This window comes from Salarchaeum sp. JOR-1, from assembly GCF_007833275.1.
Taxonomy (GTDB): domain Archaea; phylum Halobacteriota; class Halobacteria; order Halobacteriales; family Halobacteriaceae; genus Salarchaeum.
The window spans coordinates 2,188,251-2,212,944 of record NZ_CP042241.1 but is presented as its reverse complement, the minus strand read 5'-3'; the positions used below and the strand labels follow the sequence as shown (position 1 = coordinate 2,212,944).

The window sequence follows — 24,694 nt, the reverse complement described above, 5'->3', positions numbered from 1 at the left end:
TAACCGGCGCCCTCCAAGCACGCGTGATGAGTGAGTCGGGACAACTGGAGTCGCTCCTCGAAGACCGGCGGCTGAACGCCGCGCTCGCCTGGATACTGGTCGCGTTCGTCGCGCTCGTCGCCGTCGAGAGCGCGCTCGACCGGGACTGGGTGTGGGTCGGATTCACGCTCGTCGCCGCCACGCTCGCCGTCGTTCCGCCGCTCGCCTACCGGAATCCGCGGGTGATGCTGCCGTGGGAGGTGCTCGCGCTCGCGCTCCTCCCCGACCTCGCCCGCGCCCTCCTCTACACGCCGTTCGTCGTGGACGTCGCCACCTACCTCTCCGTCGCGGCGCTCGCGCTCGTCGTCGCCGTCGAACTCGACGTGTTCACCGCCGTCCGGATGACGGAGTGGTTCGCGGTCATGTTTGTCGTGCTGTCGACACTCGCCACTGCGGGCGTGCTCGCCGTCGGCCAGTGGCTCTCCGACGTGTTCTTCGGCACGCACTTCCTCTACCCCGAATCCCCCGAAATACCCGAACAGGTCGCGGACGGCGGCGCCCTCGACACGCTCCTCTGGCTATCTGACGTGTTCGTCGGCACCACCTTCACCGGGCCGACCGCGCTCTCCGTCCCGCCCGCGGTCGAACAGGCCGCCCTCGACGCCCTGATGTGGGACTTCGTCGCCGCCACCGTCGTCGGAGTCCTCGCCGGCGTCGTCTTCGAGCGGTACTTCCGCCGGCGCGCGAACGCTCGCCTCCGCCTACCCGAGGGAGTCGAAGAAACGCTCGACATCGAGGAGCCCGGAGAATGAAGCTCCGGGACGCCCTCGGCGTGAGCGAGCGAACCCAGCGCCGCGTCACCCGCGCGATGCAACTCTCGCTCGTCGGTATCGTCTTCGTCGGCGTCGACCGGGGAAACCCCGGTATCGTCGTGAACGGCGCGGTCGCGCTCGGCGTGACGTACGTCCCCGCGCTCCTGGAGCGCGACTACAACCTCCCGATGGACTCCGGACTCGTCCTCTGGATGACGCTCGCTGCGTTCCTCCACGCGGTCGGCACGCTCGGCCCCTACCGGAACGTCGCGTGGTGGGATCACGTCACGCACGCGCTCTCCTCCTCGCTTGTCGCCGGCGCGGGCTACGCGTTCACGCGCGCGGTCGACGAACACAGCGACGACATCGAGTTCCCGCCGCGGTTCTCGTTCGCGCTCATCCTCCTCGTCGTCCTCGCGTTCGGCGTGCTCTGGGAAGTCATGGAGTTCGCGCTCACCCAGGTCGGAAACGCGCTCGGCCAGAGCGGATCCGTGCTCACCCAGTACGGCCTCGCGGACACGATCAAAGACCTCGTGTACAACACGCTCGGCGGCGTCATCGTGGCCACCTGGGGGACGGCGTACCTCGCGGACGTGGCGTCGGCGATCCGCGAACGCTTCGTCAGTGGCGAGTAGTTTTAACGGTCGCTGTCATCAATACGCACGCATGGTGTACAAGAAGATCACCCTCATCGGGCGGAGCGAGGACAGCTTCGAAGCCGCAGTGGACGACGCAATCGACCGAGCCGAGGAAACACTGAACAACGTCTCCTGGGTCGAAGTCGTCGAACAAGGCGTCGAGGTCGCGAGCGTCGAGAACAGGGAGTACCAGGCGGAAGTCGAGGTCGCGTTCGCCCTCGACTAAGTCCGGAAGGACTCGCCGCAGCCGCATTCGGCTTCCACGTTCGGATTCTCGACGTGGAAGCCGGCGGCCTGCAGGCCGCTCTCGTAGTCGAGTTCGCTTCCCTCGATGTATTTCAGGCTGCTCGGGTCGACGAACACGCGGAGGCCGTGGTGTTCGGTGATGGTGTCGTCGCCCTCGGGCTCGTCGTCGAACCGCATCCCGTAGGAGAGGCCCGCGCAGCCACCCTGCTGGACGAACAGGCGGAGACCCGCGATGTCCGTGTCGAGGCCTTCGCTCTCCAGGAGATCGATGGCCTGAGAGGCCGCGTCCTCGGTGACCGTGACCGGCGCGCCGTCGCCGCCGGACTCGGCAGTCGTGCTCATACTGCTCCCTTCTTCTCCCAGCGGAATAAGGATGCCGCCCCCAGTAATCTACTCGGCGTCGTTCTCGCTCGCGCGTTTCGTCCACTTCTTCTCGATTTCGGCGTTCGCGCGCACGACGGTGTCGCCGTCCACGCTGATCCGGGTCTTCCGGAGTTCGATCTCCTCTACGGTGCCGGTGGTGTCGCCGGCGGTGACGGTGTCGCCGGGGTTGAAGTCGGGGTCGCGCAGGAGGTAGATGCCCGCCACTGCGTCCGCTATCATCCCGGAGAGCGCGTACGACACGCCGAGCGCGAAGAATCCCGAGGCGGTGCCGAGCGCGGCCGCGATGTCGTTCAGGCCGATGATGGCGAGGAAGCCCAGAATGACGCCGAACCAGAGAAACACCGCGATGACGGTCCAACAGAACGTGACGTACAGCGGCTGGTCGTCGAACACGCGACGGAGGAACGCCTTCACGACGTACCCGACGAGTCGCACGAACACGACGGCGAGCGCGAGGAAGACGACGGCCGACGCGACTTTCGGGAGCGCGCCGACGACGCCATCGACGAACTCGGAGACGGTCTGCTCGATGATGCCCATACGGGGCGTTGCGGGGACGGACGGGTAAAACGCAGCGGCCGCCGCGGCCGCCGCCCGCGGAAAACGCTCGATTCGATACCAAGGCGCTAAGGTGGCGGGTCGTAGAACGGCTACACAGTGAACCGTACATGAGGGACGCTGACAGAGCCGTCGACCGCTTGCGTCGAGAGTTCGGTGACGCGCTCCGGTCGGTGACGCGCTACGACGCGGACGGCTACGAAGACCTCTACGTCCGCGACGACGTGGAATCCGGCTACGCCGACGACCGAATGGAACGAATCGCGGAGGAGACGCGGATGGAGGCGTTACAGAGCACGTATCTCCGCGACCTCTTCCGGCCCGTGCACGGCGACTTCGAGTGCACCGCCCGGTTCTTCGCGGAGGGCGTGGAGATCAACTACACCGTCTCAGAGACCCGGGGGTTCGCCGTCGGCCTCGACCGCGACGCCGGGGGTGCGGACTCCGTCGCCGATCGCGTCGACCGCGCGCTCGCCGCGACGACGAAGTGACGGCCGTGCTGACGCGGCGATGCTGTCGCCGGAACGTGAACGCTTTTGGACGCGGTGTCGGTACGCGGACGTATGCAGAACCCACCCGAGGTCGATGAACTCACGCCCCCCGACCGCACCCTGATGGGGCCGGGTCCGAGTCCCGTCCACCCGCGCGTGCTGCGAGCGATGAGCACGCCGCTCGTCGGCCACCTCGACCCCGCGTTCGTCGACATCATGGACGAGACCCAAGACCTCCTCCGGTACGCCTTTCGCACCGAGAACGAGTGGACGCTCCCGGTCTCCGGCACGGGGAGCGCCGCGATGGAGGCCGCTATCGGCAACCTCGTCGAACCCGGGGAGACGGTGCTCGTCCCGACGAACGGCTACTTCGGCGGGCGGATGGCGGAGATGGCGCGGCGCGCGGGCGGCGAGGTCGTGCACGTGGACGCGCCGTGGGGCGAACCGCTCGACCCCGCGGACGTGCAGGACGCGTTCGACGCCCACCAGCCCGACGTGTTCGGGTTCGTGCACGCCGAAACCTCCACGGGCGTCCGACAGCCCGCGGTGTCGGAACTCACCAGCATCGCGCACAGCCACGACGCGCTCGTCGTCGCCGACACGGTCACCTCGCTCGGCGGCGTCGAACTCCGCGTGGACGACTGGGACATCGACGCCGCGTACGCCGGCCCCCAGAAGTGCCTGTCGTGTCCGCCCGGCGCGAGCCCGCTCACCCTCAACGACGACGCGATGGACAAAGTCCTCTCCCGCGACCAGCCATCGCGCTCGTGGTACCTCGACCTCTCCCTGCTGGAGGGGTACTGGGGCGACGAGCGCGCCTACCACCACACCGCGCCCGTCACGAACGTGTACGCGCTCCGCGAGGCCCTCCGCCTCGTCGCCGAGGAGGGGATCGAGGAGCGCTGGGCGCGCCACCGCCGCGTCGCCGGCGCGCTCAAATCCGGCGTCGAAGCGATGGGGCTCGAAATGAACGCCGCGGACGACTACTGGCTCCCCAGCCTGAACGCCGTGCGCGTCCCCGACGGCGTCACCGACACTGGCGTCATCGACTTCCTCCGCGAGCACTACGACCTCGAAATCGCCGGCGGGCTCGGCGACCTCTCTGGTGCTATCTTCAGAATCGGCTGCATGGGACACGGCGCCCGCGAGAAGAACGTCGCGTTCCTCCTCACCGCGCTCGCCGACGCCCTCGACAGCCTCGGCGCGGACGTCGACGCCGCCGCCGGCCTCGACGCGGCCCGCCAGTCACTCTGAGGGCGTTCGCGCGACCTCGTACTCGCCGTCCTCCTCAACCCCGATGACCGCATACTCGTAGTCGGGCGCGGCTCGGTCGAGCAGGTCTCCGAGGTCCGGAACGTAGTCTTTCCACGTCACGAAACAACGCATCCGGTCGCCCGACGGCGTGTCTACGTCGTCCGTGACTGCGAGCACCTCGACCTCCTTCCAATCCCGGGCCGCCGTGAACGTCGCGCCGTCGCCCGCGACGCTGTACCCGAGGTCGGCGAAGATCGACTTGGCTTCCTCAGACGGTGGGCCGATGTGTGACACCATCTACCACACTCTACAGGGGCGGGTGTGATAAGCTTTGCCGCCCCACCTTTTTGGAGACGAGGCGCTCTGCGCCTCGTCTCGAAAAACCTGGAGGGAAAAAGACCGCCACCGCTACCGCGAGACGGTATTCGCGCGCCGCGTTCCCGTGAACGAGCGAACAGGCGGCCGGAGGCCGCCGAACGGACGAACGGCGCAGCCGTGAGTCGAACGAGGGGGAGCCAGGAACGCGAATAACTCGGAGAGTTATTCGTGCGCCGCGTCCCATTCGTCGGGTTTGCGGAGGTTGCCGCACTCGTTGCACTGGATGCGGCCCATGGAGTCCATGGCGTTGTCGAGCGTTTCGCAGTTGAGGCAGTACCACCCGTACTTTCGCGTTCGGTCGCGGTCGCGGTAGACGGCGAGGAAGGGCGCTTTCTCGCCGCGTTCGCCCTCGTCCTCGGCGACGTAGAGCGTCTCGTCGTCTTCGTTCGTAATGACACGCTCGGTCATACTGTGTTTTCAGTCAGCGGAGGCTTCATCCTTCTGCTTACCTCCTATATCTATATACGAAGTTAATGAAAAGATATGTGTAGTATAATCAATTGAATTGAGGACATGAATCGGAGAAACCTGACTCAGAAGATCGGAGCCGGTGCGATCACTCTTGCAGCATCAACACAGACCGTGGTCGCAACGGATAAGAAAAATAGCGATGGGTCAAATGCGTTTGAGAAGCGTACTATTTATTCCGACAGCCATGGAAAAATAGTCAGGGTTGGCCCGTATAGTTACGTTTTCCATGGTGCTAAAACGAAAAAAGACGCCCAATTTCTCCGAAATAAATGTAACAGCCTCCTACACGGTGACTCTAGTGGAGGCCTGTCTACGGCAGAAACGACGTATTCGGGAAGCGACCGCGCCAGTGGGTTTTACCAAGGATATGAACATCTTTGCACCTCCGAATTCACAGCTAACCTCGATGGCACGATTGCTAAACCATCTGGGATTGCACAAGCAAGCTGGTACGGGGACGCATACTGGGTTTCTGACCCTGTGCAAGTAGATACGATTACTATAGAAACTACCGTCGAAGTGCGAACAGAAAATGTTAGTTCTCTCCGTATTGGGGTTCCGAGCGGTATTCAGTATGTTCTGACTGAAGAATCAGGCAAAGCAACGATATCCGATAGTTTCTCGTCTTCGACACCGACGCTATCTTATAACAAAGGAGCGATGGTGTTCGATGCCGGGGACGGAAATTGTTTTAATTCCATCACCCAGGATTCAATGTATACGTTTGAGTATGCTGACGGAACGACTGAAATATATGGAACATACATTGATTCTGGGGCAGCCAACTGTGGGGGCTGGCTCTAGCTAGCTCGCCATGAAACGGAACGTAATGCTGATTGCCACAGTCCTCACCGCCCTCGTTGTCGGGGGTGTCGTTGGTGCGTTTGTGGCTCCGCAGCCTGCTCCGTCCGCGGACAGCGTGTCGCCGCCGTCGGACGGATTGGTCGTAAGCTCTACTGGACAGTATTGTCTCGGTAACACGTCGGAATACGATGGGTGGCTGTACACTACCGCGGACGAACGCGGATACGATGTCTCATTCAACGTAACTGTCGTGCATGGGACGGAAACGTCCTTGAACTGGAGCGTCGATTCGATGCCGAACGACGAGTACGTAATCAACCTCCGCACGCAGTCGGCATCCCCCGAGACATCTGGTAGTGCCGAACCGGATTGCACTGTCGGAACAACTGTGGTCGGAACGACGAAGATCCCCGCAAACTACACGACTGTTCGCGTAGCAGTTGACGGGAGAACCATTGCAACGGTTGATAGAGACGGGACACTCCCGGAACTGCAAGAGATCGAGACTGCTGTTTCGACAGCAAGCGAGACGAACGCCTCTTCGACTTACAAGCCGCCGTGAGAGCTTTCGGCCGGACTCCGCGGGTTCGTCACGTATTTGATGTACAGTACTCCTGACGACAGGCCTATATTCGTCTCCCCGTTCGACTTACGTAATGAGTCTTCGTTTCCTCCACTATTCGGACGTGGAGAACGCCCACGACGACCCCGAGCGCATCGGGCGGCTCGCGGGCGCGCTCCGCGAACTCGCCGGCGACGACACCGTGGTCGCGGGGACGGGCGACAACACGTCGCCGGGCGTGCTGCCGCTCGTGACCGAGGGGATGCAGGCCGTGGACTTCTTCGAGGCGGCGGGGACGGACGTGGAGACGTTCGGGAACCACGACTTCGACTACGGCGTCGAGGCGACGCGTCGGGTGGTCGCGGCGTCCCCGCAGACGTGGGTGAGCGCGAACGTCCGCGAGGACGGCGAGCGGTTCGCGGCGGACGCGGGCGTCGTCCCGTGGCTCACCATCGACCGCGCCGGCACCACCGTCGGCGTGACCGGCGTCACCGACCCGAAGACGCCCTCCATCAACCCGAACGCAGGCGCGGTGACGTTCGAAGACCCAATCGAGGCGGTGCGGGAGGCCGAGGCGGAACTCCGTGAGGCGGGCGCGGAGTACGTCGTGGTGCTCAGCCACCTCGGGAACGGCGACCAGGAACTCGCCGTCGAGACGGACGTGGACGTGGTGCTCGGCGGGCACGTCCACACGGAACTCCAGGAGCGCATTGAGGGCACGCTCCTCACGCGGCCGGGCGTGAACGGCGAGGTCGTCTACGAGGTCGAACTCGGACGAGACCCCGCCGTCACCCGGCACCGCGTCGCGGAGTTCGGCGTGAACGAGACTGTCGCGGGCGCGCTCCGCGAGCGCGAGTCCGACGCCGCGCTGGACGAAGTCGTCGCGCGCGTCAGCGACCCAATCGAGCGCTCCGAGGCGACGACGTTCCGCGGTGAGAGCCGCATCGGGAACTTCGTCGCGGACGCCTACCGGTGGGCGGGCGACGCCGACGTCGGGTTGCAGAACAGCGGCGGTATCCGATCCGGCCCCGACATCGACGGCGACGTGACCGTCGGCGACCTCGTCTCCGTCGTCCCGTTCGACGAACCCGTCGCAGTCGCCGAACTCGCGGGCGAGGAACTCCGAACCGTCCTCCAGCAGTCTCACGGCGCGACCGTCGGATTCGGCGAGGCGGACTGGTGGCACTCGCACGTCAGCGGCGTCGAACTCACGTGGGACACGGTTCAGCAAGAACTCGTAGAGGTCACTGTCTGTGGCGAACCGCTCGACCCCGACGCGACCTACACCGTCGCGACGAACGACTACCTCTTCCACACCGACCACGAGTTCCCGCTGCTCGACAACGAACACCGGATCGGAACGCTCGACACCCAGTACGAGGTGCTCGCCGCGTACGCCCGCGAGTTCGGTATCGACCCCTCCGTCGAGGGCCGGGTGCGTCGGCGTCCGACGAAGGAGGCTTAGGCACCCCGAGTGTACGCGTTCTCATGACACTCGTCGTGGTTCCGGTTCGCTACCCGCTCACGGAACACTCGAAGGGAACGCTCGCCGCGGCTATCGAGGAGGCCCGCGAGCGCGACGCCGACCTCACCGTCCTCCACGTGAACCTCTACCAGGACGACCGGCGGGTCACGCGAACCGCGCTCAAGCACGCCGTCGAGCGCGCGTTCGGATCGCTCCCGTTCGCGCGATACGTCGTCCGCCGGAGCTTCCTCGTCGAACAGGCCATCCTCGACGAGGTCGCGGACGAGGGCGCGGACGTGGTCGTCATCGGCCACAAGCAGATGCCGCGATGGCGGCGCACCCTCCGCCGGCTGTTCGGCACGCCCGACATCCAGTCCTTCCTCCGCGGCGAGCTCGACTGCGAACTCATCAGCGTTCCCGGTCGCTGACGTCCACGTCCGGACTGCTCGTGTCGTCGAACACCAGATGCCGGTGCGGGTACGCGATGTCCACCGTCTCCGTCGCCTCCAGTTTGTTCCAGATCTCCTCCTGCACTGCGGAGCGGACGGCGAGGAGTTTGTACGGCTCGCGCGCCCAGTACCGGAGCGTGAGGTTCACCGAGCTATCCCCGTACTCGTCGATGTAACACGTCGGCTTCGCGGGATAACGCGCGCTGCCGATGCGGACGCCGGGGCCGCCCGAGATGACCGCGTCCACCTCCGCGGCGGCCGTCTCGATGAGGTGGCGGGCTTCGTCCAGATCCCCCTCGTACGTCACGCCGACGGTGAGCGAGAGCCGCGTGCGCTCGTCCTCCGCCGAGTAGTTGATGATGTCCCGTTCGCGCATCGTTCCGTTCGGCACGACGAGGAACGTGTTGTCGAGCGTGAACACCTTCGTGTAGCGGAGCGTGATGTCCTCCACGAACCCCCGCTCGCCCGTGTCCGTGATCTCCACGAGGTCGCCGATTTCGTACGGCTGGTCGGCGAGCACGAACACGCCGTTGATGACGCTCCCGACGATCGGCGCGAGCACGAGGCCGAGCACCGCGGAGAACACCGTAACGGAGAGCACCAGGTCGGCCAGCTCCAGTCCCAGAAACCCCATCGCGGCGAACGCGCCGACGAGAAGCGACCCGACGCGGAGCGACCGCAGAATGGTGCGGGTGACGCTCGGGCGCTGAAACCGCCGTGCTACTCGTCGACCGAGCACGCGAACGAGGAGTTTTCCCGCGTACCAGCCGGCGACGATGACGACGATTGCGGACAGGAGGTTCCACTCCGCGCGCCCCCACCAGTCGAGCGACACCACGCCCTCCAAGACCATACGGGAGGGAGGACGCCGGCCCCCTAAACCGTTACCCACCGCGACAATTCCTAAGGCCCCTCTCGGAATACGTGGACGTATGACCGACTCGAACCGGTTCGCCGCCGACCCGCTCACCCACGACGACCCCGACTTCTCCATCACGCACGACGCCGACCCCAGCGGCGTCCTCGTCGCCGGATTCTCCAGCTTCGGGCTCGCCGGCCTCACCGCCGTCGACTACCTCGTCGACCGACTCGACCTCGAGGAGACCGGCCACGTCACCGTCGACGCCCTGCCCTCCATCACGCCCTTCGAGAACGGACAGCCCCGCCATCACACTCGGTTCTTCTCCCGGGACGACCTCGACATCACCGTCCTCACCGGCGAGCTCTACGTACCCCAGTTCGCCGCCGACGCCCTCACCACCGCCATCACCGACTGGACCGCCGAGAACGGCGTGCAGGAGGTCGCCGTCCCCGCAGGCATCCCGCTCGCGCACGGCCCCGACGACCACCGCACCTTCTACATCGCCACCCCCGACTACCACGACAAACGCCTCACCGACCGCGACATCCCACCGATGGGCTCCGGCTTCCTCGACGGCGTCAACGCCGGCATCCTCGAACACGCCATCGACACCGACCTCGCCGCCGCCACCTACGTCACCCCCGTTCACGCCGAAGTCCCCGACGTCGACGCCAGCCTCCGCCTCCTCGACGCCCTCGACACTGTCTACGACCTCGACCTCGACACGGATCCCCTCGAACAGTTCGCGAAACAAGTCCGCGACTACTACGCCGACCTCAACGCCCGCGTCGAAGCGGTCGACGACTCCCAGCGCCCCGACGACCGCATGTACGTGTAGAGCGCACCGTTTTTCGCCTCGGGTCGCCGCAGGCGACCACTCGGCCAAAAACCCTGCACGAAAAAAGCCGCGAACGCGCCGCGTTCGCGGTGAAACCCCTCGCTACCGGGTTCTTCGAACCGCTCGCTCGGCGGACGATTCTTCGGCTGCTCCCTCCAACGTTCCCGCCCCGAACTCTTCGATAGCGTCGGGGACGTCCGCGGGCGCGAGGTCGCGCTGGTCGCCGTCGCGGGTTTCGAGTTCGACGCGGCCGGTGTCGCGGTAGTGGTTGCCGACGACGATTTTCGCGGGAATCCCGAGCAGGTCGGACTCGGCGAAGCGTTCCCCGACGGACTGGCCGGGGTCGTCGTAGAGCAGGACGCCGCCGCAGGCGTCGTGGATGGCGTCGGCGGCCGCCTTCACGTCGCCGTCGTAGCCGATGGGGACGATTGCGGCGTGGTAGGGAGCGACGCAGCCCCAGTCGGTGACGGGCCACCGGAGGCCGTCCTCGTCGGCGTGCTGACGCGCGAGCGTCTGAACGATGCGGTCGATGCCGAGTCCGTAGCTCGCCATCAGAGCCGCGCGCTCCTCGCCGTCGGCGTCGTCCACGGTGAACTCCATGGCGTCGGAGTACCGCGTGCCGAGGTCGAATACGTGCCCGACCTCGACGCCATCGGTCTCCCGCAGACTCCGTCCGCAGTCGGGACAGGTCTCGCTAGCCCGGAAGTCGTCGTGTTCGTCCGTGACGCCGAACCGACAGTCGGGACAGCACTTGAGGCGGTCTCCGCCCTCCGCGACGGGTGCGACGAACTCCTCGGAGCGTGCGCCGCCCATCACGCTGTTCTCGGCCGCACAGACCGCGTAGTCGAGGCCGAGGTCGGTGAGGATTCGTTCGTAGGCGTCCCGGACGCGCTGATAGGTTTCGTCGAGGCTCTCCTGGGTGGTGTGGACGCTGTAGGCGTCCTTCATCCGGAACTCCTTCGCGCGGATGAGGCCGTCGCGGGCGCGGTCGTCGCGGAACTTCGCGTCCACCTGGTAGACGAGCAGGGGGAGGTCGTCGTAGGACCGGACGAGGCCGTCGAGGAGGTGGACGACCCCTTCCTCGTGGCTGGGCGCGAGACACATCGCCTGCCCGTCGCGGTTCTCGAACGTGAACATCTCGCCCTCGAAACTCGCCCAGCGTCCGGACTCGCGCCACCGCTCGGCGTACTGGAGGCCGGGCAGCGACACCTCCTGCGCGCCGATTCCGGTCATCGTCCCGCGAACGCACGCGGTGACGTGCTCGCGGACGCGGTGGCCGGCGGGCGTGAACGCCCAGAGCCCGCTTCCGAACCCGCGAATCAGGCCCGCACGGGCGAGGAGTTTCGTCGTCGCCGACCCCGAACCCCGAGTCTCACGGCTCGTGGGGAGGAACGCGTCGCTACGACGCATCCGCGACACCTCCGGAGCCGTGGCTACGGAGCGCTCGCTGACGGACGACAGGAACAGTACTATCTCGGAACACGTCCACGAGCCGTGCTGAACTCGCGGATGGATGCCTGACGCATCACCGTACTCTCTCTGCGCGGCCGTGAAAGTAGTTACGGGAACGGATGATAGGCTTTCTCCAGGTCCGGTTCGAATCCGAGGTTTTCCGGAACGGATTCAGCGCGCTCGCCGAAGTAGGCGTCGCCGACGAACAGCGGCTGAGCCGTCGGGACGAGCACGCGCGCGGCCTCGAAGCCGAGCGCGTCGACGTCGCGGGTGGTCAGGCGGGCGGCGTAGGCAGCCAAGTCGGCGTCCGCGAGTCGAGAAACCACCGCATTGAGTTCGTTCTCGGGAACCTCGTCGGGGCCGACGGAGTCCGTCGGCACGGTGGTGTCGGGGGTGACGAAGTCGCGGACGCGTCCGGGGTAGTCGGCGTACGCGCCGATAGCGCCCTCCTGTTGGGCGGCAGTTTCGCGCCCCATCGCGCGGAGTTCCATCCAGTTCTGGACGGCCTCTTCGAGCGCGCCCCGGGCGGCCGCGTCCGCGTCGAGGCTGGCGCTCGACCCGAGCGCGAACCGCGGCCACTCCTCGCGCGTCACCGCGACGCCGACGACGGGAACGTCCACGTCCTGCGTCAGCAAGAACGCGGTCGCGTCGAGGCCCTCGCTCCGCGCGCGCTTCGCGAGTTCCGCGTACGCCTCGTCCTCGACGGCGAGGCCGAGGGGGTCGTACGACGAGTACCACGCGAGCATCGCCGCGTCCCGCTCTATCACCTCGTACAGGCCGGAGAGCACGGCTTCCTCGGCGGTGTTCCCGAGGCCGAGGCCGGTCGTAATCGAATCGCGATACCGTTCCGCGTGCGGCGGGAACTGCACGAACTCCGCGGGGAGCAGGGCATCGTCGCCCGCACCGAGGTGTTCGCCGCGCACCCACTGGAGCGCGTCGTCCGGATCGGGCGTCGGCGCGCCGTCCGGGAGCACGAACTCGGTCGGTGAGACCGCGTCGGGATGGGTCGGCATCGCCGTCTCGAACGCCGACGCGCGGTAGACGCCCGCGGCGTACCGCTCCAGCGCCTCGCCGACGGCCTTCACGTACGCCTCGTTCCAGTCGGTGGCGACGCCCGCGGCCTGCCGTGCGGCGGTCGCGTCGCTGAACGCGCTCGTGTCGCTCACTTGCGCGAGGTAGTAGGGCGCGGGGTACGACTCGCGCTCGCCCACCGCCGCAACCACGCCCACGCGGTCGTCCACCGCGCGCGCCGCCGCGTCCGCCGCCGCGTCCACGCTCCGCGACTCGCCGCTCCAGTCGAACTCCTGGGACTGGGTGTCGCCGCAGACGGGGCACGTCGGTACCGGGAGGAACGATCGCTGCGTGTGCGGGGCTTCGACCACGCGTCCGCCGAACGAGTCGCCGGCGAGCGCGCGAACCGCGAGTCGGCCCGCGAGCGCGCCCGCGAACCTGGCCGTGCTCCGGTCGGCGCTCGGCGCGTCCGCGACCTCGGGGTCGTTCGCCGCGACCCGCGAGCGCAGGCAGGCGAAACAGCCGTCGTCCGGCCAGAAGCACGAGACCGACGCGTCCACGTCCGCGAGCGCGTGCCCGCCGAGACCGCCGACTTCGACCGCCAGCCACGGCCCCCCGACGGTTCGGTTCGCGGCCGCGAACCCCTCGCTTCCGGCGAGGCCGACGACGACGGCGAGGTCGGCGTCAGCGGCCTCCGATACGTCCGCGTTCTCCACGACGGCGTCCGCGTCCGCGAGCGCAGACCGGACGGCGTCCGCGGCCGACCCGCTCCCGACGACCGCGACGATGTCACTCATGGCTACGCGAACAGGGAGCGAGGAGAAAGGCGTGGCGGAAGTTACGCGAGCATGGACTGCGCGACTGTCGCGAGTTCGCTCGGCTCCGCGTCCTGTAGTCGCTCGTCGGCGAACTTCAGGCGGAGACGCGGCCGACCGACGTCGATCGGGACTTTCTCCGTGTCGATGAGACCGAGGTCTTCCAGTTTCGTCTTCGTGCGGCTGAACGTCGCTTTCGACGCGATTCCGACGTCTTCGCCCCACTTCGAGATGTCGTAGAGGAGTACGCGGTTCTTCGCTGCGACGAGCAGGCTGAGCGTTACCTCGTCGATACTGTCGTCGTCGCCGCGCGCGGTCTCCATCGCGGCGAGCGCGGACTCGAAGTCGGCCTCGACCTCGCTCCCGATCTCCTCGGTGAGTGTGCGTTCGACGCGACTGATGCCGGGCGTTCGGAGGGAGAACTCGTCCGCGGACTCCCAGTCGGCCTCGGCGGCGTCGAGCACGTCGGCGACGAACGAGTCGTCGTCCGTCGTCAATCCGCCAGTCTCGATTCCCGCGTCGACGAGGGAGACGACGCGGTCGTTCGTGACGAACGTCGAACTCCGCGGCGGTTCCGCTGTCGTGCGGAGCGACAGTACGTCCGATTCGACGAGATCGGCGGTGTTGCTCGCGACGATGAAGTCGTCCATCGTGTCCTTGAGGAGGCGCTCCTCGGCGACGAGGCGAACCGATGGAAGGGCGGCGTTCGTTTCGGTCGCCGCGTCCACGAAGGCCTCGATGACGTCCGCGGATGGGTTCCGGACGTAGAGCTCCGCGGGTTCCTCGTCGAGAATCGCGGTGACGACCTCTGAGACGGTCGCACCGAGTAGGTTCTGGGCTGCCATGCCATCACGTAAGGCCGGCCATCGTATATAATTTACTCGATACTGGCCGCGAGTAAAGTACGTCAGACCCGCGTGACGGCGGTATCCGCCCAGACGAACTCTCCGTCGAGCACCACCGGCGCGTCGGCGTCCGCGAGCACCTCACGCAGTGCCGGCCCGGTCAGCGTCACGGTCTCCCGACGGCCGGACGGGCCGGCGTGAGCAGGTGGGAACGGCGACGGCTCGTACTCGCCGTGCGTCCACACGCTCCCGCCGTCGTACGTGACCTCGTACTCGTGCTCGTGGTCGCTCGATTCGACTGTGAACACGCCCGGCGACCGCGTGCCCACGTGCGGGAGCGACCACGTGCCATCTCCGACGACGGCGTAGTCCTTCCCCATCACGATGCGTCGCCGGGCGACGGAGAGCGCACGCTCGATGCCGAACCCGGCGAGGAGCAGGCGTGCGAACGCCGTACCCACCTGTGCCGCGTGCTCGTCCAGAACTTTCCGGAACGTCACCGCGCCCGCCGCGCTCCCGCGTCTGACGAGCCGAACCCCCTCGTGGTACGACCCGCAGGCGTTCAGGAAGAACGTCCGCGCGCCCACGTCACCGAGCGACGCGGCTGACAGCCGGCCGTCCGCGCACAGCAGTCCGTCCTCGTCGCAGTGCCCGATGTAGTGGACGAAGTCCGTCTCCGACTCGAACACGGTCGCGAGCCCCGCCACCGCGAGGTCCGCGTGCAGCGTCACGTCGATGGCGCAGTCGGTCGCGCGGTCGCGGTACACGTCGGCGACGCGGTCGCGCTCGCGAGCCATCCCGGGGTCGTTCAGCACCACGTCCACGGACAGGTCGCCGTTCAGGGGGTCGGCGGATCGCTCGTACGTCTCGGGCACGGCCTTGAACACGTCGATCGGCGTGCCGTCCGCGAGCCAGCCGTGCTGGCGGCCCGACCGGAGTCGCGGGTTCTCCATCTCCACGGTCGCGACCGGCCCGGGCGTCGTCCGGTAGAAGTCGTCGAGCGTCCGCGACACCAGTTCTTTCCCGTCGAGCGGCGTCGTCTCCGGCGGATAGACGTGCGCGAGCCGCTGGAGGAGCCCCGGAAGCGCGCGGAGGCTGTCGGGAGCCGGGTCGACGTACATCGCGAGCGGCCACTCCGGAAGCGACACGGCCTCGAACGGCGCGGAGAGTGCAGCGGCGAGACGCTCCGCTGGAGACGCGGACGCTATCTCGCGGTCGAGGTCGAGCGAGTGGAGGCGTTCCTCGTCGCCGTACCACGCCAGCGCGTCCAGCCAGAACGCGCGTTCCAGGATCTCCGCGGCGTGTCCGTCTTCGAGGGCGGCGTCCACCTCCGCGGCGGGCGCTCGGAGTCGCGACGGACCGTCCGCGACCGTCACGCTCGCGCCGAGGTAGTGCGCGAGCGGCGCGACGTGAAGCACGTCCGCGAGCGAGTCCGGAACGACGACGCGAACCTCCGTATCCGTGACGTCCGCGGTCTCAGCGCGGTCGGTCGCGTCCGAGTCCACCTCGATGCGAGGCGGGTGGCGGCGCATCGTCGGCCGCGCTCGCGCCGGACTCGTGGTTCGGATGGCGGACGCGCTCGCGGTGACGGCGGCGGCCGCCCCGCGTGCGGTCGCCGGGACGCTGAGGCGTCCGGCTGGCTCGGTGACGCGTCCGAGGAACCCGAAGTCGACTCGGGTCGGCGCGTCGAACGCGACGCGGACGCGGTCGTCCTCTCGGGTGACGGTGGCGGGGCCGTCGAAGCGCGCGCGGACTTCGAGCGGGCCGAGGAGCGAGACGACGTGCTCGCCGGCGGGAAGGTCGACGCCCGTGGCGTCTGTGAGCCGTTGCGGCGGCGCGGCCTCGTGGAGGGCGGTGGTCGCGGGCACGCTGAATCCGGTCGCGTAGCCGGCGACCGCGGCGTCCACGGGGACGTCGAACTCTCCGGGTTCCACGCGCGAGAAATCGTCAGCATCGACACTGGAGGCGTAGCCGGCCCGGTCGACGGCCCGGACGCCGGCCGCCGTGACTTCCCGCGATAACACGGAGTTCGGTACACCCCACGCACATATATTCCTGTCGAGCGGAATGTTGGATTATACGCTGAGTAGGCGCAATACCACGGCCTTCAGGCCGTGGATACACGCCGTCACTCAGTGACCCATCCCACCGACTCCAGCAGGGCCGGATATTCCACCGTTCTCAAACCCACCCTTTACAAGTGAATCGAGTATAAGCGATTATACAGACGTTTCACGATGCTGGAAGTCCACTGCACTCACCGAGCGAAAATCCTCAACCACAGTCAGGTAGAGGACTCGCTTGACCGCCACGGGTGGAGTGCCAGCAAACTCTGGAACGTCGCCAACTACCACTCCCGGCAAGTCTGGGAGGAGACCGGGGAGATTCCCGACCACGAGGAGTTAAAAGACGAGTTGAAGACTCATGATAAGTACAAGGGACTGCACAGTCAGTCCAGTCAGCGGGTTCTGGAGGAACTCGCTGAAGCCTTCAACTCGTGGTACTCCAGTGATGACGAACGGGACAATCCGCCCGGCTACCGCAAACAAAACTACTACGACCAACAGGGTCGCCGCGTCCACGAAGAACACCCACGCAGCACGGTGACGTGGAAGCAAAACGGCATTCGCCACGACACCAAGAACAACCGTGTTCGCCTGTCGAAGGGCGCGAACCACAAGGAACACCCCCGAGCGTGGGAATACATCCTTGTTGAGTACGAGACTCGCCCCAGTGTCGAAGTTGATAACCTGCAACAGGTTCGCGCTGTCTACGACCAGCAGAAAGAGCGATGGGAGTTACACCTCGTCTGTAAAGACGAAATCGAGACGCCCAACGCTCCCGGTAACGAGACAGCGGGCATTGACCTCGGCATCAGCAACTTCGCTGCTGTCGCCTACAGCACCGAAGACGCCGACCTGTATCCCGGCAACCGCCTGAAACAGGACGGCTACTACTTCCCGAAAGAAATCGCTAAATGCGACGACAGCAGTGGCGACAGGGCCACTCGTCTCCACGCGAAGTGGTCAGAACGCCGCACTCACTTCTTCCATAGTCTCGCCAAACACATCGTCCAGCGGTGTGTCGAGAAAGGCGTTGGCCGCATCAACGTCGGAGACTTGGAAGGCGTGCGCGAGGACGAAGATGGAGAGTCGAAGAACTGGGGTCGGCACGGCAACCTCGACCTACACGGGTGGGCGTTCGACCGCTTCACCTCGATTCTCGAATACAAGGCGAAGGTCGAGGGTATCGAGGTCGTGGAAGTGTCCGAGCGCGACACGAGTAAAACGTGTTGCGTTTGTGGGAGAGAAGACGACAGTCAGCGTGTCGAACGCGGGTTGTACGTCTGCGAGTCGTGTGATGCGGCCTATAATGCGGACGTGAACGGGGCGGAGAACATCCGTCTGGACATCAACGAGGAAAGTAACTCCGAGTCTACCGGGCAGTTGTCCGGGGATAGGAGTACCGGCTGGTTGGCACAGCCCGGAGTCTACCTGTATGACCTCTCCTGCGGATTCCAACCGCAACGAGAGGTGGGAGACTGCAAACCGTAATATCCCAACCGCGGGATTCCTCCGCCTGAAGGCGGAGGAGGATGTCAAGTGGATCGCTGCCGGAGGTGGGTACACTTATGCCGCCGCGTGCGCCCGATTCACGCATGCGCTACGACAAAGTCCGAGAGGTCGACGGCGCCGTCGCGGACGCGCTCGAAGGCGAAGACGAGCGCCAGGAGGACACGCTCGCGATGATCGCGAGCGAGAACCACGCGAGCGAGGCCGTACTCCAGGCGCAGGGGAGCGCGCTCACGAACAAGTACGCGGAAGGCTACCCGGGGAGCCGGTACTACGCGGGCTGTGAGTACGCGGACGACGTGGAGGAACTCGCCATCGAGCGCGCGAAGGAACTCTGGGGCGCAGACCACGTGAACGTCCAGCCCCACTCGGGGTCGTCGGCGAACATGGGCGTGTACTTCGCCGTCCTCGAACCCGGAGACAAGATTCTCAGCCTCGACCTGACGCACGGCGGCCACCTCAGCCACGGCCACACCGCGAACTTCGCGGGGAAGCTCTACGAGGTCGAGCACTACGAAATCAACCCTGAAACGGGCCGCATCGACTACGACGACCTGCTGGCGACGGCCCAGGAGTTCGAACCTGACATGGTCGTCTCCGGGTTCTCCGCGTACCCGCGCGTCGTGGACTGGGAGGCCGTTCAGGCGGCCGCGGACGCCGCGGACGCCTACCACATGGCGGACATCGCCCACATCACGGGCCTGGTCGCGGCGGGCGAACACCCGAGCCCCGTGGGTATCGCGGACTTCGTCACCGGGTCCACCCACAAGACCATCCGCGCGGGTCGCGGTGGCATCATCATGTGCGACGAGGAGTACGCGGATGCCGTGGACTCCGCGGTGTTCCCGGGCGCACAGGGCGGCCCGCTGATGCACAACATCGCCGGGAAGGCCGTCGGGTTCGGCGAAGCGCTCGACCCCGACTTCGCGGAGTACGCCGCGCAGGTCGTGCGGAACGCCAAGGCGCTCGGTGACCGCCTCCAGGAACACGGCTTCTCCCTCGTCTCCGGCGGCACCGACACCCATCTCGTGCTCGCCGACCTCCGCGAGTCTCACCCCGACGTGTCCGGCGGGGACGCCGAGGAGGCGCTGGACGAGGTCGGTATCGTCCTGAACGCGAACACCGTTCCCGGCGAGACACGGTCTGCGTTCGATCCCTCGGGCATCCGCGCCGGCACGCCCGCCCTCACCACTCGCGGGTTCGATACCGACGACATGGAGGCCGTCGCGGACTGCATCGCGCGCGTCGTGGACAACGTCGGTGATGCCGAGGTATACGCCGAAGTCGCTGCGGACGTGCAGGAACTCTGCGACGACCACCCCGTCTACGAATAGGCACAAACACGCACAATCTAACTCCAATAGCCCTCCCGTTATACACGAACCAGCAATTTGAAGGGGGGCGCGCGCCCACGCTCGGACATGACCACCGTCATCGATGGGAACGCCGTCGCCGCCGACGTACGCGAGGACGTCTCCGCCGTCGTCGACACGCTCCGTGACGCCGGCGTGACGCCGCGCCTCGCCACGGTTCTGATGAACGACACACAGGCGAGCGACACCTACGTCTCGATGAAGCAGCGCGACTGCGAGGAGGTCGGCATCGCCGCCGAGGACGTGCGAATCGACTCCGACGCGCCCGCCGAGGAGCTGTTCGACACCGTCCAGTCGCTCAACGACCGCGACGACGTACACGGCATTCTCGTTCAGGACCCGACGCCCGACCACGTGCCCGACGAGCGCGTGCTCTCCGCGGTCTCGCCCGCGAAGGACGTGGACGGCTTCCACCCCGAGAACGTCGGCCGACTCGTCGCGGGCAACCCCCGATTCAAGCCATGCACGCCCCACGGCGTCCAGAAGCTCCTCGCGTCCGAGGGCATCGACCCCGCCGGGACGGAAGTCGTCGTCGTCGGCCGGTCGAAAATCGTCGGGAAGCCGCTCGCGAACCTCCTCCTCCAGAAGGCCGAGGGCGGAAACGCCACCGTCACCGTCTGTCACTCCCGGACGGACGACCTCGCCGCGCACACCCGGCGCGCGGACATCGTCGTCGCCGCGGTCGGCGTCCCCGGTCTCGTGGACGGCGACATGCTCACCGAGGGAACGACCGTCATCGACGTCGGTATCAACCGCGTGGACGCGGACACCGAGAAGGGGTATCGGCTCGTCGGCGACGTGGACTTCGAGAGCGCGAAACAGAAGGCGGACGCTATCACGCCCGTCCCCGGCGGCGTCGGCCCGATGACGCGCGCGATGCTCCTCTACAACACCGTGAAGGCCGCGAGCGACATCGAGGGCGTGCCCGTCGACCTCCCCTGACCTTTTTCCCCGGCCGCGAGCGCTGATAGGGTATGCCGAACCTCCACTCGGACGTGCGGGAGTTCCTCGACCGACTCGACGCGATGGGCGGCCCCGAGATTCACGACCTCCCGCCCACGGAGGCCCGCGGCCTCCTCGAACGCCTGAACAGCGGCGCTGACGGCCCCGCTGTCGAGTCCGTCACCGACCGCGAGATACCCGGGCCGGACGGCGACATCCCGCTCCGAATCTACGACCCCGACACCGGTGGGGACGCGCCCGTCGTCGTGTTCTTCCACGGCGGCGGATTCGTCCTCGGGTCGCTCGACAGCCACGACGCCGCCTGCCGCGAACTCGCGATCGAGTCGGAGTGCGTCGTCGTCTCCGTGGACTATCGCCTCGCGCCCGAACACCCGTTCCCCGCAGCCGTGGAGGACGCGTACGCCGCGACCCGGTGGGTGAGCGAACGCGCGGACGACCTCGGTGTCGACCCGAACCGGCTCGCCGTCGCCGGCGACAGCGCGGGCGGGAACCTCGCCGCAGTCGTCAGCCTCCTCGCACGCGACCAAGCCGAGAACGACGCCCCTGCGCCGTGGAGCGCTGCGGACACGAACCCGCCCGACATCGCGCGCCAGGTGCTCGTCTATCCGACCGTGTCGCTGCTGCGCTCGTGGCCGAGCCACGAGGAGAACGGTGAGGGCTACTTCCTCACCCGCGACGACATGGCGTACTTCGAGGATCACTACCTCGACAGCGACCTCGACGGGATGAACCCGTACGCTGCGCCCCTGGAGGCCGCAGGTCACGGCGCCCTCCCACCAGCGGTCGTCGTCACGTGCGGGTTCGACCCGCTCCGCGACGAGGGTCAGGCGTACGCCGACCGCCTCGAAACGGCCGGTGTCTCCGTGGAGCGATACCACTATCCCGGACTGATTCACGGCATTCTCACGATGAACACGGGGCTCGTCGACCTCTCGCCCGCCCACGACGTGCTCGGGGATCTCGCCGCCGATCTCCGCCGGAACCTATAGGTCGTCGAGCAGGGCGCGCGAACGCGCGGCGTCCTCCTCGGCGCCGCTCCGAACGTAGTCCCCGACCGCGCGCGCCGCGGCGACGACCCGCTCGGACGTGTCGAGGGACACGTCGCCGTCGAGCGCCTGCACGCGCTTCACGTGGTCGCCGAGGGTTTCGAGGAGCGCGCGGGCGTTCTCGGGTTCGTCGTCTCGGGTGTCGAGCCACGACCGGATTTCGCGGCGGTACTCGCCGACCGCGGTCGCGTACGCGAGTCCGCGCACGTCAGCGAGCGACCCCGGAACGTCGCGCTCGTCGGGGCGCTCACCGTCGTCCGCGCCGCGCAGCAGCGCTAGGAAGTAGTATTCCTCGTCGTCATCGACGGAGAGGGCGCGTTCGAGCTCGGACGCGACGTACCCGAGTTCGCGCGCCGTAAGGTACGCGTCATCGAGGTCGCGGAGGTCGCCGCCCGAGACGAACCCGCGCTCGCGGACGTACTCGTTCGCCGCGCTCGCCGCCGCTTCGGCGGCCTCCGCGAGCGTCCCGTCCGCGGCCTGCCGGCGCGCATCGTCGAGATCGAGCGCCGACGCCACGTCCGTGTGGTAGGTGCGCTCGTCGGCAGTTCCGACACTCCGTATGCTCCCGCAGTTCGGGCACGTCACGCTCCCGGTCTCGTAATACGACCAGCGCGTCCCGCACTCGGTGCACTCGCGCTTCCCGCGGATCTCCATACTCCTCGTGGGTGCTGCGCGCTCAAAGAATGCGTGGTGTGCACGCGGCGGTAGTCGCGGGAACGGGCGTCCGCCGCGGGATTTCGCTCCCGCCCGCTCTCCGGTGGGTAGGTCACGCTGTCCGCTGGACGCGCCATCCTCCATGAACCGTGGGTCTGCACGACCCCCTACACTTATCCGTGGGCGTGCGATACACTCACGTGATGTCTCAACACACGGTTTCCGTGTCCGAGGATAGAGTAAGCCGCCGTGAGGCGGCTGGTCGAGAAATTCTCGTCCAGTAGTCCTCCTCCCGCCGCGACCGCCGACGGCCGAACCGTCCACGTCGAAGTCGACGGGCACGTCCACGGCCTCAGCCGCGAGCAGGCCGACGCGTTACGCGACGAACTCGAAGACGCGCTCACCGCCCGCGACGAGTTCCTGAACACCGCCTGCGAGCGACGGCTCGACGGGTCGTTCGTGGTCGAACGCCGGGGTGCGGACTCGGCCGGCCACCGGAAGGTGTTCGAGTCGTTCGACGAGGCCGCTCGGTTGTTCGACCGCCTCCCCACGGAGTTCACGGCCGAGGACGTGTCCGCGACCGGGCTCACCGGCGGGCGGCGCCACATGGTGGTGTGGTTCTTCGTCGAACACCCCGCATTCGCGTGTTCGCTCGCGAGCAGACAGCCGTTAACCGCGGCCAAGGACGGGGGTGACGCGTAGTCAGGAGCGCTCAGTTCTGGGTGCGTTCAGTCGCTCGTGCGGAACGTGACTGGGACTTTTCCGAGCGCACGCCCTACTCTCGAGTATGCGCGACGAAGACGAGATTCGAGAGCAGTACGAGTTCCTCGTCGAACAGCTCGAATCGGAGGAGATGAACCACAAAGGCGTTCGAGAAATGTTCACGTACTACAAACGCGCACTCGGATGGGTGTTGGAGGAGGAATACATTTAGCGGCAGAGGTTCCAGGAGGCGATACCTTTATCCTTGTAGGGCCGTTTGATTCAGGTGACGCTTCGCTTGGAGGGCCGAAGCGTCAGCGGGGACCAATTCAGGGCGGCAGCGACCCCGGGTTTTCCGGGGTCATGCCTTTCCCCTTCTGAAACTACACCGCGTAGTCACTACTTCGTCTTCTCACGCCGTATCAAAACCGGGAGCGACGTGTCCGGCCTACCAGAGAACGGCGGGCCAGACGAAGTAGAAGAGCGCGGTGATGAGCACCGTCAGTACGAGCGTCATGATGAGGTTGAGGACGATGCCGGCGCGCATCATGTGTTTCTGCCGGATGTAGCCGCTGCCGAAGACGATGGCGTTCGGCGGCGTGGCGACGGGGAGCGCGAACGCGAAGCTCGCGGCGACCGCGCCGGAGACGGCGAGGAAGACCGCGGCGGCTTCGGGGAGGACGCCGAGCGTGCCAGCGAGCACGCTCCCGAGGCTGACGAGCACGGGAACGACGATGGTCGCGGTCGCGGTGTTCGACGTCATCTCCGTGAGGAAGATGATGAGCAGGACGACCGCGAACACGATGGCGAACACGGGCGCGCCCGTGAGGTTCGTGAAGATACCCGACGCGATCCAGCGCGTCGCGCCGGTCGCGGCGAACGCGTCGGCGAGCGCGATACCGCCGCCGAAGAGGAGGATCGTCCCCCAGTCGATGTCTTCGAGGTCGTCCCACTCGACGGTGTCCGCGAGGACGATCGCGGGGATGGCGTACAGACCGACCATCACGTAGTAGAGGAGGCCCTGGTGGCCGTCGACGCCGAGCAGGGTTTCGCCCGACCCGCCGTAGAGCGTCGTCCAGAACGCGCTTGAGAGGTCGAGGCCGAGCGCCGTTTCGAGCAGCCAGTGGAGCGGGCCGCTGAGGCCGCCGAGCACCCAGAGGCCGGCGGTCGCGGCGAAGATGTATGCGACGCGGCGGGCGCGCGGCCCGAGGTCGCCCTCCTCCGCGAGGTACTCGCGGGCCTGTTCGCGGGCGTCGCTCACGTCGCTGATCTCGGGTGGGAACAGCCGGAACGTGAGGACGTACCAGACGATTGGGAGCGTGACGACGACGATGGGGATGCCGATGATGAGCCACTCCGCGAAGCTGATACTGTAGCCGAGTTGCTGTTCGAGGACGGCGGCGACGACGGCGTTCGGTGGGGTGCCGATGAGCGTGCCGACGCCGCCGACGGAGGCGGCGTACGCGGTGCCGAGCAGGGTCGAAATCTGGATGTTCGAGAAGGACGCGGCGTCGTCCTCCTGCTCTTGGACGTCGTCCCGGCCGACGACCTGCGCGAGCACGCCGAGCGCGATGGGCGTCATCATCGCGGTGGTGGCGGTGTTCGACACCCACATCGAGAGGAGCGCGGTCGCGATCATTATCGCGCCGATGAGCCGCCGGGGCGTCGAGCCCATGCGCGCCATGATGTAGAGCGCGATGCGGCGGTCGATGTCGTACTTCTGGAGCGCGTTCGCGAGCATGAACCCCGCGATGAAGAGGAAGATGAGGTGGTCGGCGAACCCGGAGAGCGCGGCGTCGATGTCGGGGTAGACGCCGAACGCGGTGAGCAGGACGGGTATCGCGAGCGCGGTGACGGCGAGCGGTATCGCGCCGGTCACCCAGAGCACGGCGGCGAAGACGAGGGTGGCGAGCGCGTACTGTCCTTTCAGGGAGAGTCCGGTGAGGTCGGGGCCGAACCCGACGACGACGGCGAGAAGTGCGGCCACGAGGAACGTGACGAGGCGGCCGCGCGGACTCCGAATGTCCATCTGTATCATTGATACAACGTCCGCTAACCACCCCTATACGT

At 66.8% G+C, this 24,694-nt stretch carries 27 protein-coding genes; 16 read left to right on the top strand and 11 right to left on the bottom strand.

Annotated elements, in window-relative coordinates:
• Nucleotides 1–26 precede the first annotated feature (26 nt).
• The 3 genes from FQU85_RS12570 to FQU85_RS12560 are packed head-to-tail and all read left to right on the top strand — an operon-like array spanning nucleotide 27 to nucleotide 1,655.
• Nucleotides 27–791, top strand: a complete 765-nt coding sequence (locus tag FQU85_RS12570) for a hypothetical protein (protein WP_145848453.1) — start codon at nucleotides 27–29, stop codon at nucleotides 789–791.
• Nucleotides 788–1,426 (top strand): hypothetical protein, encoded by a 639-nt coding sequence (locus tag FQU85_RS12565; RefSeq protein ID WP_145848451.1) that lies wholly within the window; start codon nucleotides 788–790, stop codon nucleotides 1,424–1,426. The genes FQU85_RS12570 and FQU85_RS12565 overlap by 4 nt, the downstream gene beginning before the upstream one ends.
• Before the next feature lie 31 nt (nucleotides 1,427–1,457).
• Entirely contained in the window at nucleotides 1,458–1,655 is a 198-nt protein-coding gene (locus FQU85_RS12560; protein WP_145848449.1) for a dodecin, read from the top strand.
• On the opposite strand, the gene FQU85_RS12555 is transcribed toward FQU85_RS12560, so the two are convergent.
• Nucleotides 1,652–2,017, bottom strand: coding sequence for an iron-sulfur cluster assembly accessory protein (locus FQU85_RS12555; protein ID WP_145848447.1), 366 nt, complete (start codon nucleotides 2,015–2,017; stop codon nucleotides 1,652–1,654). The genes FQU85_RS12560 and FQU85_RS12555 overlap by 4 nt on opposite strands.
• Before the next feature lie 48 nt (nucleotides 2,018–2,065).
• Nucleotides 2,066–2,599: a mechanosensitive ion channel domain-containing protein gene (locus tag FQU85_RS12550; RefSeq protein ID WP_145848445.1), complete on the bottom strand. Its 534-nt coding sequence runs from the start codon at nucleotides 2,597–2,599 to the stop codon at nucleotides 2,066–2,068.
• Nucleotides 2,600–2,727: 128 nt separating this feature from the next.
• Between FQU85_RS12550 and FQU85_RS12545 the strand changes: the two genes are divergently transcribed.
• Complete coding sequence (locus FQU85_RS12545) at nucleotides 2,728–3,108, top strand: hypothetical protein (protein WP_145848443.1); 381 nt, start codon at nucleotides 2,728–2,730, stop codon at nucleotides 3,106–3,108.
• A 72-nt stretch (nucleotides 3,109–3,180) separates the two neighbouring features.
• Nucleotides 3,181–4,362 carry an alanine--glyoxylate aminotransferase family protein gene (locus tag FQU85_RS12540; RefSeq protein ID WP_145848441.1) on the top strand — a complete coding sequence of 394 codons (1,182 nt, stop codon included), beginning with the start codon at nucleotides 3,181–3,183 and terminating at the stop codon, nucleotides 4,360–4,362.
• Here the strand turns inward: FQU85_RS12540 and FQU85_RS12535 are convergent.
• Together FQU85_RS12535 and FQU85_RS12530 are read right to left on the bottom strand one after the other, a co-directional pair.
• Nucleotides 4,354–4,659: a hypothetical protein gene (locus tag FQU85_RS12535; RefSeq protein ID WP_145848439.1), complete on the bottom strand. Its 306-nt coding sequence runs from the start codon at nucleotides 4,657–4,659 to the stop codon at nucleotides 4,354–4,356. The two genes, FQU85_RS12540 and FQU85_RS12535, sit on opposite strands and share 9 nt — an antisense overlap.
• Before the next feature lie 243 nt (nucleotides 4,660–4,902).
• Entirely contained in the window at nucleotides 4,903–5,148 is a 246-nt protein-coding gene (locus FQU85_RS12530; RefSeq protein ID WP_145848438.1) for a DUF5816 domain-containing protein, read from the bottom strand.
• Between the two features lie 105 nt (nucleotides 5,149–5,253).
• Here FQU85_RS12530 and FQU85_RS12525 point away from each other — a divergent pair, with 105 nt between their 5' ends.
• The 4 genes from FQU85_RS12525 to FQU85_RS12510 all read left to right on the top strand — a co-directional run bounded on the left by FQU85_RS12525 (nucleotide 5,254) and on the right by FQU85_RS12510 (nucleotide 8,470).
• On the top strand, nucleotides 5,254–6,015 hold the full coding sequence (locus FQU85_RS12525; RefSeq protein ID WP_145848436.1) for a hypothetical protein: 762 nt from the start codon (nucleotides 5,254–5,256) through the stop codon (nucleotides 6,013–6,015).
• Nucleotides 6,016–6,307: 292 nt separating this feature from the next.
• Nucleotides 6,308–6,577 carry a hypothetical protein gene (locus tag FQU85_RS12520; protein ID WP_145848434.1) on the top strand — a complete coding sequence of 90 codons (270 nt, stop codon included), beginning with the start codon at nucleotides 6,308–6,310 and terminating at the stop codon, nucleotides 6,575–6,577.
• Between the two features lie 94 nt (nucleotides 6,578–6,671).
• Nucleotides 6,672–8,042 carry a bifunctional UDP-sugar hydrolase/5'-nucleotidase gene (locus FQU85_RS12515; protein ID WP_145848432.1) on the top strand — a complete coding sequence of 457 codons (1,371 nt, stop codon included), beginning with the start codon at nucleotides 6,672–6,674 and terminating at the stop codon, nucleotides 8,040–8,042.
• Between the two features lie 23 nt (nucleotides 8,043–8,065).
• Nucleotides 8,066–8,470: a universal stress protein gene (locus FQU85_RS12510; RefSeq protein WP_145848430.1), complete on the top strand. Its 405-nt coding sequence runs from the start codon at nucleotides 8,066–8,068 to the stop codon at nucleotides 8,468–8,470.
• On the opposite strand, the gene FQU85_RS12505 is transcribed toward FQU85_RS12510, so the two are convergent.
• Nucleotides 8,451–9,344, bottom strand: a complete 894-nt coding sequence (locus FQU85_RS12505; RefSeq protein ID WP_145848428.1) for a mechanosensitive ion channel family protein — start codon at nucleotides 9,342–9,344, stop codon at nucleotides 8,451–8,453. The genes FQU85_RS12510 and FQU85_RS12505 overlap by 20 nt on opposite strands.
• Nucleotides 9,345–9,423: 79 nt before the next feature.
• Between FQU85_RS12505 and FQU85_RS12500 the strand changes: the two genes are divergently transcribed.
• Complete coding sequence (locus tag FQU85_RS12500) at nucleotides 9,424–10,191, top strand: proteasome assembly chaperone family protein (RefSeq protein WP_145848426.1); 768 nt, start codon at nucleotides 9,424–9,426, stop codon at nucleotides 10,189–10,191.
• A 102-nt stretch (nucleotides 10,192–10,293) separates the two neighbouring features.
• Here FQU85_RS12500 and FQU85_RS12495 read toward each other — a convergent pair whose 3' ends face one another.
• The 4 genes from FQU85_RS12495 to FQU85_RS12480 form a co-directional block, all read right to left on the bottom strand.
• Nucleotides 10,294–11,601: an aminoacyl--tRNA ligase-related protein gene (locus FQU85_RS12495; RefSeq protein WP_145848424.1), complete on the bottom strand. Its 1,308-nt coding sequence runs from the start codon at nucleotides 11,599–11,601 to the stop codon at nucleotides 10,294–10,296.
• Between the two features lie 149 nt (nucleotides 11,602–11,750).
• Nucleotides 11,751–13,451, bottom strand: a complete 1,701-nt coding sequence (locus FQU85_RS12490; RefSeq protein WP_145848422.1) for a YcaO-like family protein — start codon at nucleotides 13,449–13,451, stop codon at nucleotides 11,751–11,753.
• A 41-nt stretch (nucleotides 13,452–13,492) separates the two neighbouring features.
• The gene (gene tbsP / locus FQU85_RS12485) at nucleotides 13,493–14,314 is read right to left on the bottom strand and encodes a transcriptional regulator TbsP (protein WP_145848420.1); all 822 of its coding nucleotides are present in this window, start codon (nucleotides 14,312–14,314) and stop codon (nucleotides 13,493–13,495) included.
• Nucleotides 14,315–14,376: 62 nt separating this feature from the next.
• Nucleotides 14,377–16,338 (bottom strand): CHAT domain-containing protein, encoded by a 1,962-nt coding sequence (locus FQU85_RS12480; protein ID WP_240792433.1) that lies wholly within the window; start codon nucleotides 16,336–16,338, stop codon nucleotides 14,377–14,379.
• Nucleotides 16,339–16,551: 213 nt separating this feature from the next.
• Here FQU85_RS12480 and FQU85_RS12475 point away from each other — a divergent pair, with 213 nt between their 5' ends.
• The 4 genes from FQU85_RS12475 (at nucleotide 16,552) to FQU85_RS12460 (ending at nucleotide 21,211) form a co-directional block, all read left to right on the top strand.
• Nucleotides 16,552–17,868 (top strand): RNA-guided endonuclease TnpB family protein, encoded by a 1,317-nt coding sequence (locus FQU85_RS12475; RefSeq protein ID WP_145848418.1) that lies wholly within the window; start codon nucleotides 16,552–16,554, stop codon nucleotides 17,866–17,868.
• Nucleotides 17,869–17,972: 104 nt separating this feature from the next.
• On the top strand, nucleotides 17,973–19,220 hold the full coding sequence (gene glyA / locus FQU85_RS12470; RefSeq protein ID WP_145848416.1) for a serine hydroxymethyltransferase: 1,248 nt from the start codon (nucleotides 17,973–17,975) through the stop codon (nucleotides 19,218–19,220).
• An 87-nt stretch (nucleotides 19,221–19,307) separates the two neighbouring features.
• Complete coding sequence (locus FQU85_RS12465; RefSeq protein WP_145848414.1) at nucleotides 19,308–20,201, top strand: tetrahydrofolate dehydrogenase/cyclohydrolase catalytic domain-containing protein; 894 nt, start codon at nucleotides 19,308–19,310, stop codon at nucleotides 20,199–20,201.
• A 32-nt stretch (nucleotides 20,202–20,233) separates the two neighbouring features.
• On the top strand, nucleotides 20,234–21,211 hold the full coding sequence (locus FQU85_RS12460) for an alpha/beta hydrolase (protein ID WP_145848411.1): 978 nt from the start codon (nucleotides 20,234–20,236) through the stop codon (nucleotides 21,209–21,211).
• On the opposite strand, the gene FQU85_RS12455 is transcribed toward FQU85_RS12460, so the two are convergent.
• Entirely contained in the window at nucleotides 21,206–21,922 is a 717-nt protein-coding gene (locus tag FQU85_RS12455; protein WP_145848409.1) for a TFIIB-type zinc ribbon-containing protein, read from the bottom strand. The two genes, FQU85_RS12460 and FQU85_RS12455, sit on opposite strands and share 6 nt — an antisense overlap.
• A gap of 249 nt (nucleotides 21,923–22,171) precedes the next feature.
• Here FQU85_RS12455 and FQU85_RS12450 point away from each other — a divergent pair, with 249 nt between their 5' ends.
• A complete protein-coding gene (locus FQU85_RS12450) occupies nucleotides 22,172–22,624 on the top strand; it encodes a hypothetical protein (RefSeq protein ID WP_145848407.1) in 453 nt (150 codons plus the stop codon).
• Nucleotides 22,625–22,709: 85 nt separating this feature from the next.
• The gene (locus FQU85_RS13425; RefSeq protein ID WP_168219989.1) at nucleotides 22,710–22,856 is read left to right on the top strand and encodes a hypothetical protein; all 147 of its coding nucleotides are present in this window, start codon (nucleotides 22,710–22,712) and stop codon (nucleotides 22,854–22,856) included.
• Between the two features lie 216 nt (nucleotides 22,857–23,072).
• Here the strand turns inward: FQU85_RS13425 and FQU85_RS12445 are convergent, their stop codons facing one another.
• Nucleotides 23,073–24,662, bottom strand: coding sequence for a DASS family sodium-coupled anion symporter (locus tag FQU85_RS12445; protein WP_145848405.1), 1,590 nt, complete (start codon nucleotides 24,660–24,662; stop codon nucleotides 23,073–23,075).
• Between the last annotated feature and the right edge of the window lie 32 nt (nucleotides 24,663–24,694).